This window comes from Robiginitalea rubriflava (assembly GCF_052540725.1).
This window is the reverse complement of sequence record NZ_CP199309.1, coordinates 2,611,145-2,627,983: the sequence shown is the minus strand read 5'-3', so window position 1 is coordinate 2,627,983 and position 16,839 is coordinate 2,611,145. Positions and strand designations below refer to the sequence as shown.

Sequence of the window (16,839 nt, the reverse complement as noted above, 5' to 3'; positions counted from 1 at the left end):
CAGGCTAAAATACAAACTAATTCGGTATCGGGGCAGCGCTACGGGATGCTTTGGTCTGCTGCCCCATCCAATCATAAAGTAAATCCATTAGGTAGGCCTGTTCCCAGACACTATGACCTTCCCCCTGGTAAACTGTAAATTTTACCGGGTAACCCATCTCCTTTAGTTTGGCTACCATCTGCTGCGATTCGGAAAAAGGAATCACGGCATCCTCCGTACCGTGAAAGACCCAGATAGGCATGTCTTTGTCGATCCAGGACGCATAGGGAAGCGGCGTCATCCCGCAGACCACGGCCATGGCTGCAAAGGTATCCGGAAACTGCACAGCAATGTCCCAGCAGGCACTTCCACCCCGGCTGAGGCCGGTCAGATACAGACGGTCCCGGTCTACGTGGTTTACCGACACCACGGTTTCCAGCAGCTGCATGACGGCCCGGATATTCCACCATTGTTTTTCGTGGGGGTTTTGGGGCGCCAGCACAATAAAAGGGAAATCCCTGCCTTCAGCCATCATACGCGGGGGGCCGTTTTTTTTTATGGCCGCCAGGTCTGCCCCCGACTCGCCCCCTCCGTGAAGGAACAACATAAGGGGGTATTTTGAGTCTGCGTTTGCATCATAACCGGGAGGGTAATACAAATAATACCTCAATGTTTCGTCAACAGTGGTCTGCTGCTCCCCGAATACCAGCCGGGATTGGGCTTCGCAGCCTGAAGAAATCATTACAGAAAGCAGCAGGAAGCAGCTATTTTTGATCATTTTATCCATGCCCGGTGAAGATATCAAAACTATCCCGAAAAGAAGCCTCTGCACAAATCAATAGTAATTGCGAGTTATTTCTAAAAAGGCAAAAAAATAGGTGCCGGACTGATGCTTATCATAGTTCAGAAAAGACTACAATCTTAAATTTATTAATGATCCGGGCTCAAATGTCCGGCCGGAAATCAAATCGAAAAATTTAAAAATAGTAGTATGGAGCAAGCACTTCTTTATAACACAGACCTGCATTTTGAGCACAAGCTTTGGAATTCCACCCTTAATTTTTACCTGGATGAACTTAAAATTTTCAACCACCGCCTGGAGGAGTTGGTGGTACGCTACAACGATCCCGACATTTTAAGGTCCCTGGAGCATTTTCAAAATGAATTTATCCTGCACCAGGCACGGATTGAAGACCTGAAGGAAACGATTGAAGAGCATGAAATCCGAATTACCGGGCAATCTTATGACAAAAAGGAAAGTATGGACAGAATCCTGGTAAGGACACATTTGGAAACACGAAAAAGGATGGAGCAGGAAATGGCTATTTATGCCGATCTGAAGAAAGCATTTTTTGCCTTTTTGACGGAACATTATTAAACGGTTTACCTACTTGCAAAAGACCATTAAAAAAAAGGCTTACGTTCCGCTGGGTTACGTAAGCCTTTAACTTTTTAAAGCCTCTATTATCCTATCCTACCAGTGGTGGCCGGTTATTGATAAAAGGCTGGTGGTAATACCGCCTTCCGGTTGCCTTGTACATGGCATTGGCAAGAGCTCCCTGTATAGGCGGAAGGGAAGGTTCTCCCAGTCCGGTAGGGTCAATTCCGTTATCCACAAAAAAGGTTTCTATTTCTTTGGGCGCCTCCACGTTCCGGATCAGGCGATAGGTATCGAAATTATCTTGCTGGGGTTTCCCGTTTTCAAAGGTTAGGGCACTATAGGTAGCATGGCCAATTCCATCTACTATACCTCCCTCGATCTGGTTTTTGGCACTCAGCGGGTTAATAACGATCCCGCAGTCTACCGCACACCAGACTTTGTCTATTTTAGGCGTATTCCCCTGCATAGTCAGGTCCATAACCTGAGCCACATAGGAATTGTGGCAATAATAGGCAGCCACTCCCCTGGCCTTTCCACCACCATCGCTGCCCTTCCAGTTGGCCTTTTCCCTGACCAGTTTCAGAACACCGGCATAGCGCTCAGGGTCGTAATCATTCTTTTCGGGATCCCCCACCGGGTTGTTGATGGCCCGGTCAAAAAGCTCCAGACGGAACTCAATGGGGTCTTTACCGGCAGCCTCGGCCACCTCATCCATAAAGGCCTGCTCAGCCCCGGCAATAAAGTTGGATCTGGGTGCCCGCCAGGCCCCTGTGGTTACATTGGAAGACAGGCCGGTTTTTTCAGCCAGATAGTTTTCCACTGCTCCTGCAGGAAAGCGGTTTTCAAAAACCAGGTCGTCATTGGTTCCTGCTCCTCTTACGTGCCAGGCGATTAAATTGTCATTTTCATCCAGTGCGGCCCGGTACTTTACCATATAGGAAGGACGATAAGTACCCTGTGTCATGTCGTCTTCCCGGGTATAAACCAATTTGATGGGTGCCTGCATTTTCTGGGATATTACGGCAGCCTCTACGGCAAAGGTCCCATAAAGACGACGGCCAAAGCCACCCCCCATCCGGGTCATCATAATATCGATTTTTTCCTTGGGCATTCCCAGGACAGATTCCAGAGTCATTTCCAGAAATTCCGGGGTTTGGATCGGGCCCAGCAATTCCGCTTTATCCGGAGTTACATGGGCAAAAAAGTTCATGGGTTCCATGGTATTGTGTGCCAGGAAGGGCGCACTGTAGACACTTTCCACGACCTTGGCTGCCCTGCTGAAGGCTTTCTCCACGTCCCCGTCTTTACGGGCCGGTTTCTCCGGTGCCTTGCTAAGAAGGTTGGCAAGGCCTTCGCGATGGTAAGCACTGCTTTCCGGTTCGGAGGCCTGCTCCCAGGCTACCTGCAGGGCCTTTTTGGCCTGCATACATTCCCAGGTACTGTTCCCGACAACTACGGCCAGTTCCGGGATGGCTCCCCCGTCTGACCACTGTTTTTGAGCATCTTCAGGATAAACCACAATTGGGAAAACATCTTTAATTCCGGGCATGGACTTGATCCCTTCGGTCTGTACCTCTTTTAATTTCATCCCAAAGGCCGGCGGATGCACGATCATAGCAATTAACATGCCTTCCCTTTGAATATCCAGTCCAAAAAGTGGCTGCCCGGTTACAATTTTAGGGCCGTCCACATTTTTACGGTCTGTTCCAATTATTTTATAATCTTTTGATTCCTTCAATTGAACCTCTTCGGGAATTTCCAGTGCTGCAGCAGCGGATGCCATTTCCCCATAACCAGCAGATTTCCCACTAGCCTTGTGGTGTAACATCCCTTCGGTGGTGGTAATCTCATCTACCGGAACTTGCCATTGGGCAGCGGCAGCCTCTTTGAGCATTTGACGACCGGCAGCTCCTGCCATCCGGAGTCCATCCCAGCCCTGCCGGATACTCTGGCTTCCACCGGCCAGCTGACGGGTAAAAATATCTGTATTTAACGGAGCCTGCTCCACTATTACATCTTTCCAGGCAACATCCAGTTCTTCAGCCACAATCATGGGCATGGCCGTTTTCACATTTTGTCCGATTTCAGGGTTAGGAGACATGATGGTCACCATGCCGTTATCACCAACCTTTAGAAAGCCGTTAAGATCATACCATTCTTCGGGCAAGGTGGCTAACTCCTCCGGAGTCATTTTACAGGATGCCAGCCAGTTGAAACCTAAAACGAGTCCGCCTCCGGCCAGGCCGGTATTCCGGATAAATGCCCGTCTTCCTATTTTTGTTTTTACAAGTGCCATGGTATACTATTTTATGAGTTCGCTGCAGTCTTCACCGCTTTTCTTATTCGTACGTAGGTTCCGCAGCGACAAATATTGCCGTTCATTGCCATTTCTATTTCCTCATCCGTTGGATTCGGGTTTTTTTCAAGGAATGCAGCTGCAGTCATAATCTGCCCTGCCTGGCAGTAACCGCATTGCGGAACATCCACTTCCAGCCAGGCCTTTTGTACCGGGTGTTCCCCGTTTTCAGACAGGCCTTCGATAGTTGTGATTTCCTGGTTCCCAACTGCCGATACCGTAAGCATACAGGCCCTCACGGCCGTACCATCCAGGTGAACGGTACAGGTCCCGCACTGGGCAATACCGCAGCCGTATTTTGTTCCAACCAGGTTTAACTGGTCTCTCAATACCCAAAGGATTGGGGTGTTTGGATCCACGTCTACCTCCCGACGTTCTCCATTGATGTTAAGTGTAAATGTTGCCATGATTTCAAAATTCCTATTAATTTATGAGTTTTTTGACATATATAAGCGGAGTGCACCTTATTTTTTTTGAAAATTAACATTGATTCACAGCTATGGCAATATGTGATTTCAAATGAGCTGCTTAGCACCAAATGTGTCTGTCACAGCAGTAACCCAAGAAAGGCATCTATTAATTCAATCAGAATACCATAAATTGAATTAAGTTTTCTTAGTTTTGCCGAAAATTTGGCAATTTTAATTATTCTAAATTGTCAATGATTTTAATTACGGTCGCGTAGCTCAGCTGGATAGAGCATCTGCCTTCTAAGCAGACGGTCCCAGGTTCGAATCCTGGCGCGATCACTTAAAGCGCCAACCCCGCAATTTTGTTGCGGGGTTTTGTTTTTCTGAAATACGTCAAATGCTTGCATTTGTAAGTATGGAGGGAAAACAAAACCGCACTGCCTTTGGCAGTGCAGGGTTGGTATTTTCAGGCGGGAACGCAAAGGATCACCGTCAGGTAATCCTGGAAAAATTACATCCCGATAGTTATCGGGACCAAATTCCAAGTACCAAATTGTCCCTGCGAGGGAAAACAAAAAGCCGCACTGCCTTTGGCAGTGCAGGGTTGGTATTTTCAGGCGGGAACGCAAAGGATCACCGCCAGGTAATCCTGGAAAAATTACATCCCGATAGTTATCGGGACCAAATTCCAAGTACCAAATTGTCCCTGCGAGGGAAAACAAAAAGCCGCACTGCCTTTGGCAGTGCAGGGTTGGTATTTTCAGGCGGGAACGTAAAGGATCACCGTCAGGTAATCCTGGAGAAATCCCAAATTCCATCCCGATAGGTATCGGGACCAAATCCCAAAATCCAAGTTTTCCCGGGTGATATGAATTCTTTTTCATGTTACAGCACCCAGGGATCACCGCCATTAGCGAAAATATCAGAAAGGCTACAAAACTTCTTTCTTTATCTCCTCCACTACTTCCGGATTCAGCAGTGTGCTGATATCGCCCAGGTCTTTCGCATCCCCGGAGGCAATTTTCCGAAGGATGCGGCGCATGATTTTACCCGATCGGGTTTTGGGCAGGCCAGGAACAAACTGTATTTTATCGAGTTTGGCAATGGGCCCTATCTGTTCGGTGATCTGCTGGTTGATTTCCTTGCGCAGGTTATTCCTATCCCGGCCCTCTCCGGTTTCTTTCAGGATTACGAAGCCATAAAGGGCATTACCCTTGATCTCGTGAGGGAAACCAACTATAGCAGATTCGGCCACCGCCGGGTGCTCATTGATGGAGTCTTCAATGGGAGCAGTACCCAGGTTGTGTCCGGAAACAATGATCACATCGTCTACCCTGCCCGTGATCCGATAATAGCCAACGGCATCCCGCAAAGCCCCATCTCCTGTAAAGTATTTATTTGCAAAGGCAGAAAAGTAGGTGTCCTTGTAGCGCTGGTGGTTTCCCCAAATGGTCCGGGCCATGGATGGCCAGGGAAATTTAATGCAAAGCCGTCCGGAAACCTGATTTCCTGCAATTTCCTGACCCTCTTCATCCATCAGGGCCGGTTGTATCCCGATAAAAGGAAGTGTGGCGTAAGTGGGGGTGGTCGGGGTCACGAAGGGGATAGGGCTGATCATGATCCCGCCTGTTTCCGTTTGCCACCAGGTATCCACAATCGGGCTTTTCTTTTTCCCGATATTATTGTTATACCAGTGCCAGGCCTCTTCATTTATGGGTTCCCCAACGGTACCCAGCACTTTTAAGGAAGAGAGATCGAACTTTTCCACATAATCCAGGCTCTCTTTGGCCAGGGCCCGGATGGCAGTGGGAGCCGTATAAAATTGATTGACCTTATGCTTTTGTACCACCTCCCAGAAGCGGCCGAAATCCGGATAGGATGGCACCCCTTCAAACATCAGGGTGGTCGCCCCGTTGGCAAGGGGCCCATAAACAATGTAGGAGTGGCCGGTAATCCAGCCAATGTCTGCGGTACACCAGTAAATGTCGTTTTCCCGGTACTGAAAGATGTTCTTAAACGTATAGGCCGTATACACCATATACCCTCCGGAGCTGTGCACCATCCCCTTGGGTTTCCCGGTAGACCCTGACGTATAGAGGATAAACAACGGGTCCTCTGCATCCATTATTTCAGCATCACAACTGGTGGCTGCCTTATCCACCAGGGGCTGCAGCCATAAGTCCCGCTTGGGTTGCATCTCTATATCAGCCCCGGTTCGTTTGACCACCAGGACCCTTTCTACACAGGGTGAATCTTCCAGGGCCGCATCTACAATGCTCTTTAAGTCCAGGACTTTATTTCCCCTGAAGGAACCGTCTGAGGTAATGACCATTTTACATTCGGCATCATTGATCCTTGTTGACAGCGCTGCAGCGGAGAACCCTGCAAAAACCACTGAATGAATGGCCCCGATACGGGCACAGGCAAGTACGGAGATAGCGAGTTCCGGGATCATGGGAAGATAAATACAAACCCGGTCTCCCTTCCCAACCCCCTGATCCTTAAGGACATTGGCCATGCGACAAACCTGCTCGTGTAATTCGAGGTAAGAAATATGCCGGGATTTTTCAGCGGGGTCGTTTGGCTCAAAAAGGATAGCGGTTTTATCGCCCCGGGTGGTTAGGTGGCGGTCCAGGCAGTTTTCCGTGATATTCAGCCGGGCGCCTTCAAACCAGGCCACTTCCGGTTTGCTGAAATCCCAGCGCAGCACCCTGTCCCACTTTTTACGCCAGATAAAATGCTCTTCGGCAATTTCCTCCCAGAAGCTTTCGGGATCCCGTACCGATTTGCGATACACCTGGAAATATTCCTCCAGATGTTTGATATGGTAATTACTCATTTCAGTAGTTTAAATATTCTTGTCAGGGCTGACTGCCCCGAATGCAGGCTATTAAAGGTAACAAAAGATTGCTAAAATTGTCATTCCGCCAGTGGCGGAGATGGATTGTCAAAGTCGTGATCCGGGATACGGATTTCCTCCACCATCTGCTGTATCTCCTCCGGTGGTGGGCTGCTAAAGGCATTTACAATCAATGCAACGGCAAAATTAAATAGCATGGCTACCGAACCAAAACCTTCCGGCGAAATACCAAACCACCATTGGCTCTCCAAAGCCCCTGCAAACTCCTGTCCGCCGTCAAAAACCCCGAATTTAAATTTCAGGATATAGTAGCTCATCAGGCTCACCCCCGAAACCATCCCGGCAATGGCCCCTTTACTGCTCATTTTTTTATAGAAAATCCCCAGCAATATGGCCGGAAAGAAAGAGGCAGCGGCCAACCCGAAGGCCAGGGCCACCACCGCGGCTACAAAGCCCGGCGGATTGATCCCAAAATAACCTGCAACCACTACGGCAAAAGTAGCCGCCAGGCGGGCAACCCATAATTCCTGTTTTTCTGTGATATCCGGTCGGAAAACGCTTTTAATCAGGTCGTGCGAGATGGATGAGGAAATCACCAGCAACAGCCCAGCTGCCGTTGAAAGTGCCGCCGCCAGGCCCCCGGCCGCGACCAGGGCAACTACCCAGGCGGGCAGGCGCGCGATCTCGGGGTTGGCCAGCACCATTATATCCCGGTCAACATATAATTCATTGCGGTTGCGGTCTGCCAGGTACTGTATTTTCCCATCCCCATTCTTATCCTCATACTGGAGGAGGCCTGTATTTTCCCAATTCTTAAACCACTCTGGCATCTGGTCGTAGGGCTGTTCGCTGACGGTGCGGATCAGGTTTGTTTTTGCAAAAACTGCCACAGCCGGGGCGGTAGTATAGAGTATTGCGATAAAGAGCAGGGCCAGGCCGGCAGATTTGCGGGCATCCCGGACGCGTTTGACCGTGAAAAAACGGATAATTACATGCGGGAGGCCTGCGGTCCCGGCCATCAGGGCCAGGGTAATGGCAAAAACATCCGTCATAGCTTTGCTTCCATCGGTATAGGCAGAAAAGCCCAGTTCTTCTGAAAGCCCGTCCAGTTTCTCCAATAAAAAAGTTCCGGACCCGTCATTGAGGGTCCCCCCCATCCCGAGTTGCGGGATAAAGTGTCCGGTCATCTGTATGGAAATAAAAATGGCAGGCACCATAAAGGCAAATATCAGGACACAGTATTGGGCTACCTGTGTATAGGTGATGCCCTTCATCCCGCCCAGGACCGCGTAAAAAAGTACGATTACCATCCCGATGATCACACCCAGAGTAATATCTACCTCCAGGAAGCGGGAGAAAACCACGCCTACGCCACGCATCTGCCCGGCTACATAGGTAAACGATACCATTAGTGCGCAGATCACTGCCACAATCCGAGCCGTTTTGGAGTAGTATCGCCCTCCGATAAAATCGGGAACTGTAAATTTTCCAAATTTGCGCAGGTAGGGTGCTAAAAGCAAGGCCAGCAGTACATAGCCCCCCGTCCAGCCCATCAGGTAAACCGAGCCGTCATAGCCCGCAAAAGCAATGATCCCGGCCATTGAAATAAATGAAGCTGCAGACATCCAGTCGGCCGCGGTGGCCATCCCGTTAGCAAAAGGCGAAACACCGCCTCCAGCAACATAAAAATCTTTTGTGGAAGCTGCCCTGGACCAAATGGCGATCCCAATGTAGAGCAGGAAGGTTATCCCAACCAAAATATAGGTCCAGGTTTGTACGCTCACGAGCCGGGGGTATGTGATTCAGATTCCGGGGGATTAAACCCATAGCGGGTATCCAAACGGTTCATCAAAAGGATGTAAACAAAAATGAGGAGCACAAAAATGTAAATAGCACCTTGCTGGGCAAACCAGAACCCCAGCTTAAAGCCGCCCAGGGTAAATTGATTGAGCCAATCCTTAAAAAGAATCCCGGCGCCATAGGAGCACAGAAACCATATCGCCAGAAGGATTCCGACAATCTTCAGGTTTGCCTTCCAGTAAGCCCTGGCTTTTTTATGTCCTACTTCCATGGGAGCGATCTGCTGGTAGATAAAAATAGGGAATTCAACGGTTCATACAAGAAGGAAACCTTATTTGCCTCTAATGATCCAAATCAGTTCGGGGGATTTAAAAAATAAAGAACTTCGTCTTTAGGTTGAGAATTCAATCATATCAGAATAAAACAATGAACATGCCCGTTATTTTTAAACATGGTTCCAAATTAAATCGCTGGGTACAGGCTTACAGCCTGGAAGAGTTGTTTTCAAAGGCGCTGAACAGCATGAACGGGATTTTACACCCTGACTTATGCGAGCAAAAAAGGCATTCGGATTGCTGCCTGAGGGTTCAATTGAGGGCTGAAAACAGCCAGGGACTGATGGAGGATTTTCTCTCTGAGGTACTTGCACAAACCTATATCCAAAGGGCCGTTTTCTGTTATATTATTTTTGATGAACTGGAGGCCGAAACGCTTATTGCCCATATTTACGGAAGGTGGTACCAAAACCTGGAAACAGAGGTGTATTCCGTTAAATGTAAATCCACAACAAGAGCCACGGGAACGGAACAATACCAGGCAGGACTGGTTTTTGAAGTATAAGATAAGCTGGATTGCTGTATCTTTCTGTTACAGAAAAAGCGTTATCAATGGCAGAATCCCGCAAGAAAAAACCTGTAAGATATGCCCTTGCAGAAGATCAACCCTTCCTTGAGGGCCCCCGAAACCGCTTGCATGAACTTTGGTTCACCTTTAAGGTGCAGTACCATTTTATCAGGGCTTTTCGAAAATTGCACTTTATCGGACCCTGTGTAACGGTGTTCGGCTCTGCCCGTTTTAAAGAGGATAACCCCTATTACCAACAGGCGGTGGAAGTGGGCAAGGCCCTTACAGAAATTGGTTTTACGGTAATGACCGGGGGCGGTCCCGGAATTATGGAGGCTGCCAACAGGGGAGCCTTTGAAAATAATGGCCTCTCTGTCGGATGCAACATCATCCTGCCAAAAGAGCAAAACCCCAATCCGTATTTACATAAATGGATCAACATCCCCTATTTCTTTATCCGTAAATTCATCTTGCTGAAGTATTCCTATGCCTTTGTTGTCATGCCCGGAGGAATGGGCACCCTGGATGAACTCTTTGAGTCCCTGACGCTTATCCAGACTCAAATGATTCAGAATTTCCCAGTGATCCTTTTTGGGAAGGAATACCACCGGGAATTATATGAGCATTTGCATTTGATGGCGGCCAGTGGAACCATTTCCAAATCCGATCTGGACCTGTTATTCCTTACGGACTCCGTATCTGAGATGCAACAACATCTCGAAAAATGCGCTGTGGAAAAATTCGGACTGGTTCGTAAACCGCGTAAGTCTTACTGGTTTCTGGGAGAGCCAAAAACTAACAGACCCTAGAACCCTTTTAAAGCCTGTCAGCCATTTTGTTCCAGATGATCCCAGGCCAGGGCAGCAGGCCCCAGGACCGCTTCTGCGCTGCTGTAGGAAGATAATAATACCTTTATTTTACCCCGGTATACGGGAAAGAGGGAGGCTTCCAGGCTTTTTCTCACCGGGTCCAGCAAAAGATTCCCTGCCTTGCTCAGCCCCCCGGAAATAATAAAAGCTTCCGGATCCAGATGTGCGGCTGTATCTGCCATTTTCAATCCCAAAACCGTGCCGGTATAAGTGAAGGCCTCCTGGGCAATGGCATCGCCATTCAAGGCTGCTTCTGAAATGATTTTTCCGTCTAATTCCTCAAAGGCGTATGATCTAAGGACAGAATCCGCATTATCCCGGGCGAGTAACTCAAAAACGGTTCGCCTTATCCCGGTCACGGAAGCATAGGTTTCCAGGCAACCTTTAAGGCCGCAATTACATTGCCTTCCTTTAGGATATACATTAATGTGGCCGATTTCGCCCGCCATTTCATTGTGGCCAGTGAGCAGCTGCCCATGGCTGATTATACCACTTCCCAGCCCGGTACCCAGGGTCAACATTACAAAATTGCGCATCCCCCTGGCAGCCCCGAACCTCCTTTCGCCCAGCGCTGCGGCGTTGGCATCATTGGTTAAAAAAACGGGCAAATCCCAAAGCGACCTGATAGTGGCAAGCAGCGGCACCCTGGAGCCCCACTTAAAATTAGGGGGGTTGATCATGCTACCTTCACGACTGCTGGCATTAGGGGCCCCTACCCCAATCGCAAGGGGCGGATTTTTGTCTGTTATTTCCCTGTATAGCTGCAGATGATTAGACAAGCGTTTTTTAAATATTGAATACGGATCATTTGCTTGCGATTTAAGCACCTTCACTTCCCGGATATCCCCCTTTGAACTTACCAGTCCAATTTTAACGAAAGTACCCCCGATATCGATAGCCAATACCTCAGAATTGGGTATTGTGTCTGCTTCTTTTGGCATGATTTATATATTATAAATTAGAAAATCTGCTGCATCTAAAGCTTGCGCTGGAAGTAAAAGTTGAAATTAGGAAAAAAAAACGCGAAGCCCTGCAAATTAGGGATACCATTGGATATGTCAGTACAAGCCAAACTCATTCATTCCTTCTGCATTTTCCGGACCATTCACTAATTTTGATACGGTATACCACGGGCAGTCCTTCGCTGTTGGCACGGCTGGAAAAATCCTTTATAAACCTGGGTTCGGAGGCATCGGCGTCTTTTAGAATATTCCGGACCCCCTCAGCAAACCTGTGCAGATACTGTTTTGCATCTATCTGATGTAACTCTTCATAAGTGCCGTGTACCAGTACAGAGCGCCATTCATTTACCGAATCCAGTTCATAAACCCCGAGGGCGACCTGAGGATTTTCCCTCAGCGCAGCGATTTTATGGCCTTCCATTGAGTAACTTACGATGCAGTTCTCCTCCCGGCAATAGAAGTAGGTAACCGGGAGCACGTAGGGCATACTGTGGGCTATAAATGCCAGGGATCCGATGCAATTATTTTCCAGCACATCAATTAGCTGATCTTCAGTTAACTCCAGGATCAAATCATCCGATAATTCTGCCTTGCCTTTCATAAGTACTCGTATTAGTTCCGCTCTAAGGTAGTTTGAAGCAGGGGAAATTTATATGACATTGATCAGGAAGAAAGGATCCTCCCAAACTGACGCAGGTCATTTTAGGAGGGCAAACAGTATAGTATTTTTGAAACGCTGTAATCAGGTACTGTCCTGTTACGGCATCAGAAAGCAATGTTTCGCAGGGGATATTGTTTTCAGGACGGTTTGAGATTGGGGAATTTCTGTTTATAAAGCCTTGGTTTACTACTAAAGGCTGTTACAAATCGAAATTTAACAAGTTCAGACCCTTCAGGAAGAGACCGGGTCGCCTCACTGATCCGGTCTCTTTATTTATATATCCCTTTGACGGTCAAGTCTGCAAACCAAAGGGTGATCTGTCGGAATTCAGGCTTAGCGGGAATTCCACCCTCGTACATTCCCCATTTCAATCTCCACGAACCAGACCTTGTGGCTCCTGGGTAAAAGCGTGCCCGATTCTGTGGTCAGCCAATCATCCCAGCTCGCTTCAATTCCTCCGATCGGAAGGATACCCACCCACATTTTAAAGGCCCGGGGAAGGCCATTTTCATCCAGCAGCCATAGGTAGGAGTCCCCGGGAGTGCTGCCGCCTGAGGTGTAGGTAACCATCAAGCCCTCCTCTCCGTTTTCCAACCGGACCAGCCGCCTTTCAGTGCCCGGGTCAAATACCTTGTGGGGGGCTACCAGCCAGAAGGAATCATTGTTGAAATAATCTGTTGCCTTCTCTACCAATTCAGTCCGTTCTGACCCTTCCTTTAGTTCTCCTGCAATATAAACTTCACTTGCGCCGGGTTGGTTTAAATGCAGCAACACTTTGTTTTCTCCCCATTCTACGGCAACCGTTCCCTTTGTCTTATCCCAGCGGTAGTGGTGTACACCAGAAAAAGTCCATTCCAAAAAGCGGGTATTCCTGTAAGCTTCATGGTTCACGGCTTTAAGCATTCGCCTGGCTAGGGTATCTGCTTTTTGGGATGGTTCGCCTTCGGGAAGCTGTTCATTAAAAATAAGATAGGTAGCCAGCGAAAGCAAGAGGATTGTAAGTGCGGTCCATCCAAATATTTTAAATAGTTTATTAAACATGTGCGGTATAATTCGTTTTCATATGGTATAATGATCACCCGGAAAGTTCAGCTTTGTAAATTACGTACTGCGAAGGATGCGGGATGTTAAAGTTAAGACAAGTTCGCCTAGGCTTAATTCTTTTGATAGTATCTTTAATAAAATTGAAAGTATTACTATTATATACTTATGGATTTACTATGAAAATAAACATACTGGTAGTTATTATAGTCTTTCTCGGTTTCTCCATAAGTATTTCCGGACTTATGGCCCAACAGGCCGAGCCCAAAACTTCGGGTTGGAAACAGCTGTTTGAAAATAATTTGGAGGATTCGGAGCAACAAACCGACCGCGATTCGCTGATTACCTGGCAGGAACAAATATTGCTCCACCTGGACAAATCCGTCTGTAACCCGGGAGACCCGTTATTCTTTAAGGCATATACCCTTACCGGCCCAAACCGTGTACGGGCTACTTTAAGCAAGGTGCTTAAGATGGAGTTGCTGGATTCAGATAATCAAATAGTGTCTACCCAGTACCACAAAATAGAGGACGGCATGACTTCCGGGACCTTTGAGGTTTCCAAAAAATTGAAGGAAGGCACCTACACCCTTCAGGCCTATACCCGCTGGATGCAGAATTACGGGCCGGAATCCTACTTTTCCACCGATCTCACGGTAGGTGAAATAGAAGATAATACAGGCGCAGAACCGGAAATTGCATACAGGCAGGTGAACTTCTTCCCCGAAAGCGGGTATCTTGTAAACGGCTTGCAGAACCGGCTTTACCTGAAAAGCCTTAACAGGGAAGGGAAACCGCTGGAATTAGAAGGGACGATCGTATCCACAAACGGAGAAGCGTATCCGATTACCAGCTTTGGAAATGGGGTTGCATCTGTGCTGTTTACACCTTCTTCAGGCAGGCAATATCAACTCAAAACCCGTGATGGTGCTACATACGAGTTGCCTGTAATACAACCGAATGGTTATTTGGTGCAGGCCAATAACCTGGATGCAGAGTGGTTACGAATTCGGATCCAGGCAAACCAGACCCGGTCTGGCAGCCCCCTGTGGGTTACCGGCTACCTGAATGGAATCGCCTATTTTAGACAGGAAGTACTGCTGGAAGATAATTCCTGTCAATTCGAAATCGCCAAGGAAGCCTTCCCGAGTGGCACCATGAAAATTGCCCTTGAGGATGCCTTGGGAAATATTATGGCCAGCCGGCCCGTGCTTATTGAAAGGAAAGAACAGCTTAACATCCGCATCCAACCCCTGGAATTTGCCGGAGGGGAGGACAGCAGGCGTTTTAAAGTGATGGTAAGCGATGCGCAGGGGAAGCCCATGCAGACCAGCTTTTCCCTGAGTGCAGTTAGTTTAACGGGTATATTAACAATTTCGGGCTGGGATAATGATTTCCTGCAACAGGCCGGGTGGTCCCCGGAGCGAAAGAAACGCTTTGAAAGGGATATACAAGTTTTGATTTCGGGCGGCACAGATGTGCAGAATATTGTCCCGAAGCAACAAATCAAATATCCTTTTCAAAAAGGCCTGGACCTTTTTGGATATGCCTATGACCTGAACAACAATCTCCTGAAAAATACCAAAATACAAGTGCTAAGTACACAGAGCGAGGAGCTAACCCTCAAAGAAGTACAAACAGATGCAACAGGTCTTTTACGCCTCGAAGGGCTGGACATAGTAGGCGATACAGAACTCGTTTTCCGGACAGAGGGAGAATCTACAGAGTCAAGATTGGTAAAATTGAAGCCTATTCAGCAAAAATCTGCTACGGAAAAGACTTCTGGAGGTACTCAAAAAGAATCCGCTGCAATAGTTGATACCAATCCCAGACCTGGAATAGCAACAAGGCCCTCTCCCTGGGAGCCTTTTAAAGCAGATAATCTTATAGAACTGGAGCCTGTGGAGGTCAGCGATAAAAAAACAGAGAGAAAGCGCCCGATAGAACCCACCTACGGATTGGAAGCAACCGGGAAACGCTATGCCATACAAGATAACGAAAAACCTAAATTTGTCTGGCAGCTATTCAATCAAATTCCCGGGGTGAGCATGTCCGAAAATAGTCTTGCCTTTACGGGCTCCCTGGCCAGTGCTACCAATAGCCCGGGTGGAAGGGGGGACACTCCATTTCTGTCCAGCGCACTGGATGCTCCCGGCCCGCTATGGGTTATAGATGGATTCATTGTTGGGAACTCCCCCGGCCTGGACCCCACCTGGGGGATCACTATGTTGAATATTGACCGCATTGAAGTGTTACGACCTGCGGAAGGAGCCATTTACGGCAGCCGGGCCGGAGAGGGTGTGATTTTACTCTATACCCGCAACGGGTCCGAATTTGACTATACGAACCGAAAAGAGGGAGGACTGTTATTTCAAGGCTACCATCAATCTGAAGGTTTTGAATCCTATGCGGAACAGTTATCGAAAAAACCCCGAAGATACGAGGGGCGACCGGCCACCCTTTTCTGGAATCCGGATCTGCAAACGGACGCCAACGGAGAGGCCATCGTAGAAATCGATTCTCCCGTAGCCCTGGAACAGTTGGAGATAAAGGTCAGCACGGTCACTGAAACCGGGGCCATAGGCAGCACCCGGCTGGTGTTCAAGCCGTAATCAGGTAATTTAGGATTTACAGGGAGGCCTGTTGATTCCCTTGCTGCTGACCGGCCTGTTGTTTTTTTAAGGCCTGTAAAATTTTTGGATCAAAGCGTACACCGTCTGCGTGCATGTCGGCCAGTGGTAACTGGCTGCGAAAGTCTTTTCTCTTTTTCATCTTATATGATTTTCCATTAAAGTTACACTTTTTGTTTAATTTTTATCCTAGAACGTTAAACATTTTATAAATGCCTTCAAATCTTTCGTGCCCTGCCTGCTTTTTAGTATCCTAAATAGAGAAAGAAAATAACACGGATCGAACTATCTATCATCGATCCCCTCATAATTGAAAAAAGAAATAATTATATGAAATCAGAACACCGTATCACGATCAGGAAGATCGTTTCCATAACACATGATGTGCTTCAATTCACCACTGATAAACCTAAGGCATATTCCTTTACACCCGGACAGGCCACTATGATGGCCATAGACAGGGAAGGCCTGAGAGAAGAGAAAAGGCCGTTTACCTTTACCAGCCTGCCGGAAGATGCCGAATTGGAGTTTACTATAAAGATATATCCCACCCATGACGGATTAACAGATGAACTCACCACAGTGAAGGTGGGTGATTCTTTGCTTATTGAAAACGCCTGGGGAGCCATCAATTACAAAGGCCCCGGAACATTTATTGCAGGCGGAGCGGGGATAACGCCTTTTATAGCCATCCTGAAAGACCTGAACCGCAAAGGTGAAATAGACGGGAACCGCCTGTTATTTGCCAACAAGACCTCAGAGGATATTATCCTTCAAGAAAATTTAAAAAGCTGGCTGGGGGATGACTATGTCAACATACTTTCCGAGGAGGATACCGCCTCAGCAGAAAAAGGACACATCAACCGCGAACTTCTCGAAAAATATGAGCTGAATACTTCAGACTTCGTATACCTCTGCGGCCCGCCTGCCATGGCGGAGGCTGTAACTGCGGACTTATTTGCCATGGGGCTAAGCGAGGCACATTTAATAACAGAAGAATAAACCTAAAGAGCCGATTGTATACTCTAAAACTTTCAGAGAGGAAGT

The 16,839-nt window shown here is 47.9% G+C and carries 16 protein-coding genes and 1 tRNA gene; 7 read left to right on the top strand and 10 right to left on the bottom strand.

Annotation, left to right across the window (positions count from 1 at the left end):
• Nucleotides 1-16: 16 nt before the first annotated feature.
• Nucleotides 17-766, bottom strand: a complete 750-nt coding sequence (locus ACT6NU_RS11960) for a carboxylesterase family protein (RefSeq protein ID WP_445381901.1) — start codon at nt 764-766, stop codon at nt 17-19.
• A gap of 204 nt (nt 767-970) precedes the next feature.
• On the opposite strand from ACT6NU_RS11960, the gene ACT6NU_RS11955 reads away from it, so the two are divergent.
• Nucleotides 971-1,357 (top strand): hypothetical protein, encoded by a 387-nt coding sequence (locus ACT6NU_RS11955; RefSeq protein WP_445381900.1) that lies wholly within the window; start codon nt 971-973, stop codon nt 1,355-1,357.
• Between the two features lie 91 nt (nt 1,358-1,448).
• On the opposite strand, the gene ACT6NU_RS11950 is transcribed toward ACT6NU_RS11955, so the two are convergent.
• Both ACT6NU_RS11950 and ACT6NU_RS11945 read right to left on the bottom strand, forming a co-directional pair.
• Nucleotides 1,449-3,656 carry a molybdopterin cofactor-binding domain-containing protein gene (locus ACT6NU_RS11950; protein ID WP_445381899.1) on the bottom strand — a complete coding sequence of 736 codons (2,208 nt, stop codon included), beginning with the start codon at nt 3,654-3,656 and terminating at the stop codon, nt 1,449-1,451.
• 11 nt (nt 3,657-3,667) lie between these two features.
• On the bottom strand, nt 3,668-4,123 hold the full coding sequence (locus ACT6NU_RS11945) for a (2Fe-2S)-binding protein (protein ID WP_445381898.1): 456 nt from the start codon (nt 4,121-4,123) through the stop codon (nt 3,668-3,670).
• 268 nt (nt 4,124-4,391) lie between these two features.
• Here ACT6NU_RS11945 and ACT6NU_RS11940 point away from each other — a divergent pair.
• Both ACT6NU_RS11940 and ACT6NU_RS11935 read left to right on the top strand, forming a co-directional pair.
• A tRNA-Arg gene (locus tag ACT6NU_RS11940) sits at nt 4,392-4,465 on the top strand.
• Nucleotides 4,466-4,523: 58 nt separating this feature from the next.
• Nucleotides 4,524-4,952: a hypothetical protein gene (locus ACT6NU_RS11935; RefSeq protein ID WP_445381897.1), complete on the top strand. Its 429-nt coding sequence runs from the start codon at nt 4,524-4,526 to the stop codon at nt 4,950-4,952.
• 105 nt (nt 4,953-5,057) lie between these two features.
• Here the strand turns inward: ACT6NU_RS11935 and acs are convergent, their stop codons facing one another.
• The 3 genes from acs to ACT6NU_RS11920 form a co-directional block, all read right to left on the bottom strand.
• Nucleotides 5,058-6,965 (bottom strand): acetate--CoA ligase, encoded by a 1,908-nt coding sequence (gene acs, locus ACT6NU_RS11930; RefSeq protein ID WP_445381896.1) that lies wholly within the window; start codon nt 6,963-6,965, stop codon nt 5,058-5,060.
• Between the two features lie 80 nt (nt 6,966-7,045).
• Nucleotides 7,046-8,770, bottom strand: a complete 1,725-nt coding sequence (locus ACT6NU_RS11925) for a sodium:solute symporter family protein (RefSeq protein WP_445381895.1) — start codon at nt 8,768-8,770, stop codon at nt 7,046-7,048.
• Entirely contained in the window at nt 8,767-9,057 is a 291-nt protein-coding gene (locus ACT6NU_RS11920) for a DUF4212 domain-containing protein (protein WP_445381894.1), read from the bottom strand. Before ACT6NU_RS11920 ends, ACT6NU_RS11925 begins: the two co-directional genes overlap by 4 nt.
• 161 nt (nt 9,058-9,218) lie before the next feature.
• Between ACT6NU_RS11920 and ACT6NU_RS11915 the strand changes: the two genes are divergently transcribed.
• Nucleotides 9,219-9,626: an archease gene (locus ACT6NU_RS11915; protein ID WP_445381893.1), complete on the top strand. Its 408-nt coding sequence runs from the start codon at nt 9,219-9,221 to the stop codon at nt 9,624-9,626.
• A gap of 47 nt (nt 9,627-9,673) precedes the next feature.
• Nucleotides 9,674-10,438, top strand: a complete 765-nt coding sequence (locus ACT6NU_RS11910) for an LOG family protein (RefSeq protein ID WP_445381892.1) — start codon at nt 9,674-9,676, stop codon at nt 10,436-10,438.
• Between the two features lie 17 nt (nt 10,439-10,455).
• Here ACT6NU_RS11910 and ACT6NU_RS11905 read toward each other — a convergent pair whose 3' ends face one another.
• The 3 genes from ACT6NU_RS11905 to ACT6NU_RS11895 all read right to left on the bottom strand — a co-directional run bounded on the left by ACT6NU_RS11905 (nt 10,456) and on the right by ACT6NU_RS11895 (nt 13,162).
• Nucleotides 10,456-11,439, bottom strand: a complete 984-nt coding sequence (locus ACT6NU_RS11905) for an ROK family protein (protein WP_445381891.1) — start codon at nt 11,437-11,439, stop codon at nt 10,456-10,458.
• Between the two features lie 133 nt (nt 11,440-11,572).
• Entirely contained in the window at nt 11,573-12,061 is a 489-nt protein-coding gene (locus ACT6NU_RS11900) for a pyridoxamine 5'-phosphate oxidase family protein (protein ID WP_445381890.1), read from the bottom strand.
• Nucleotides 12,062-12,454: 393 nt separating this feature from the next.
• A complete protein-coding gene (locus ACT6NU_RS11895; protein ID WP_445381889.1) occupies nt 12,455-13,162 on the bottom strand; it encodes a hypothetical protein in 708 nt (235 codons plus the stop codon).
• Between the two features lie 179 nt (nt 13,163-13,341).
• Between ACT6NU_RS11895 and ACT6NU_RS11890 the strand changes: the two genes are divergently transcribed.
• Entirely contained in the window at nt 13,342-15,774 is a 2,433-nt protein-coding gene (locus ACT6NU_RS11890) for a TonB-dependent receptor (protein ID WP_445381888.1), read from the top strand.
• A gap of 16 nt (nt 15,775-15,790) precedes the next feature.
• On the opposite strand, the gene ACT6NU_RS11885 is transcribed toward ACT6NU_RS11890, so the two are convergent.
• Nucleotides 15,791-15,934, bottom strand: coding sequence for a hypothetical protein (locus ACT6NU_RS11885; RefSeq protein WP_445381887.1), 144 nt, complete (start codon nt 15,932-15,934; stop codon nt 15,791-15,793).
• Nucleotides 15,935-16,122: 188 nt separating this feature from the next.
• Here ACT6NU_RS11885 and ACT6NU_RS11880 point away from each other — a divergent pair, with 188 nt between their 5' ends.
• On the top strand, nt 16,123-16,794 hold the full coding sequence (locus ACT6NU_RS11880; RefSeq protein ID WP_445381886.1) for an FAD-binding oxidoreductase: 672 nt from the start codon (nt 16,123-16,125) through the stop codon (nt 16,792-16,794).
• Nucleotides 16,795-16,839: the final 45 nt, after the last annotated feature.

Excerpts from the sequence above, each read along its gene's own strand:
- ACT6NU_RS11960 (WP_445381901.1), bottom strand. The coding sequence starts at position 766 with ATGGATAAAATGATCAAAAATAGCTGCTTCCTGCTGCTTTCTGTAATG.
- ACT6NU_RS11955 (WP_445381900.1), top strand. The coding sequence starts at position 971 with ATGGAGCAAGCACTTCTTTATAACACAGACCTGCATTTTGAGCACAAG.
- ACT6NU_RS11950 (WP_445381899.1), bottom strand. The coding sequence starts at position 3,656 with ATGGCACTTGTAAAAACAAAAATAGGAAGACGGGCATTTATCCGGAAT.
- ACT6NU_RS11945 (WP_445381898.1), bottom strand. The coding sequence starts at position 4,123 with ATGGCAACATTTACACTTAACATCAATGGAGAACGTCGGGAGGTAGAC.
- ACT6NU_RS11935 (WP_445381897.1), top strand. The coding sequence starts at position 4,524 with ATGCTTGCATTTGTAAGTATGGAGGGAAAACAAAACCGCACTGCCTTT.
- acs (WP_445381896.1), bottom strand. The coding sequence starts at position 6,965 with ATGAGTAATTACCATATCAAACATCTGGAGGAATATTTCCAGGTGTAT.
- ACT6NU_RS11920 (WP_445381894.1), bottom strand. The coding sequence starts at position 9,057 with ATGGAAGTAGGACATAAAAAAGCCAGGGCTTACTGGAAGGCAAACCTG.
- ACT6NU_RS11915 (WP_445381893.1), top strand. The coding sequence starts at position 9,219 with ATGCCCGTTATTTTTAAACATGGTTCCAAATTAAATCGCTGGGTACAG.
- ACT6NU_RS11910 (WP_445381892.1), top strand. The coding sequence starts at position 9,674 with ATGGCAGAATCCCGCAAGAAAAAACCTGTAAGATATGCCCTTGCAGAA.
- ACT6NU_RS11905 (WP_445381891.1), bottom strand. The coding sequence starts at position 11,439 with ATGCCAAAAGAAGCAGACACAATACCCAATTCTGAGGTATTGGCTATC.
- ACT6NU_RS11900 (WP_445381890.1), bottom strand. The coding sequence starts at position 12,061 with ATGAAAGGCAAGGCAGAATTATCGGATGATTTGATCCTGGAGTTAACT.
- ACT6NU_RS11895 (WP_445381889.1), bottom strand. The coding sequence starts at position 13,162 with ATGTTTAATAAACTATTTAAAATATTTGGATGGACCGCACTTACAATC.
- ACT6NU_RS11890 (WP_445381888.1), top strand. The coding sequence starts at position 13,342 with ATGAAAATAAACATACTGGTAGTTATTATAGTCTTTCTCGGTTTCTCC.
- ACT6NU_RS11885 (WP_445381887.1), bottom strand. The coding sequence starts at position 15,934 with ATGAAAAAGAGAAAAGACTTTCGCAGCCAGTTACCACTGGCCGACATG.
- ACT6NU_RS11880 (WP_445381886.1), top strand. The coding sequence starts at position 16,123 with ATGAAATCAGAACACCGTATCACGATCAGGAAGATCGTTTCCATAACA.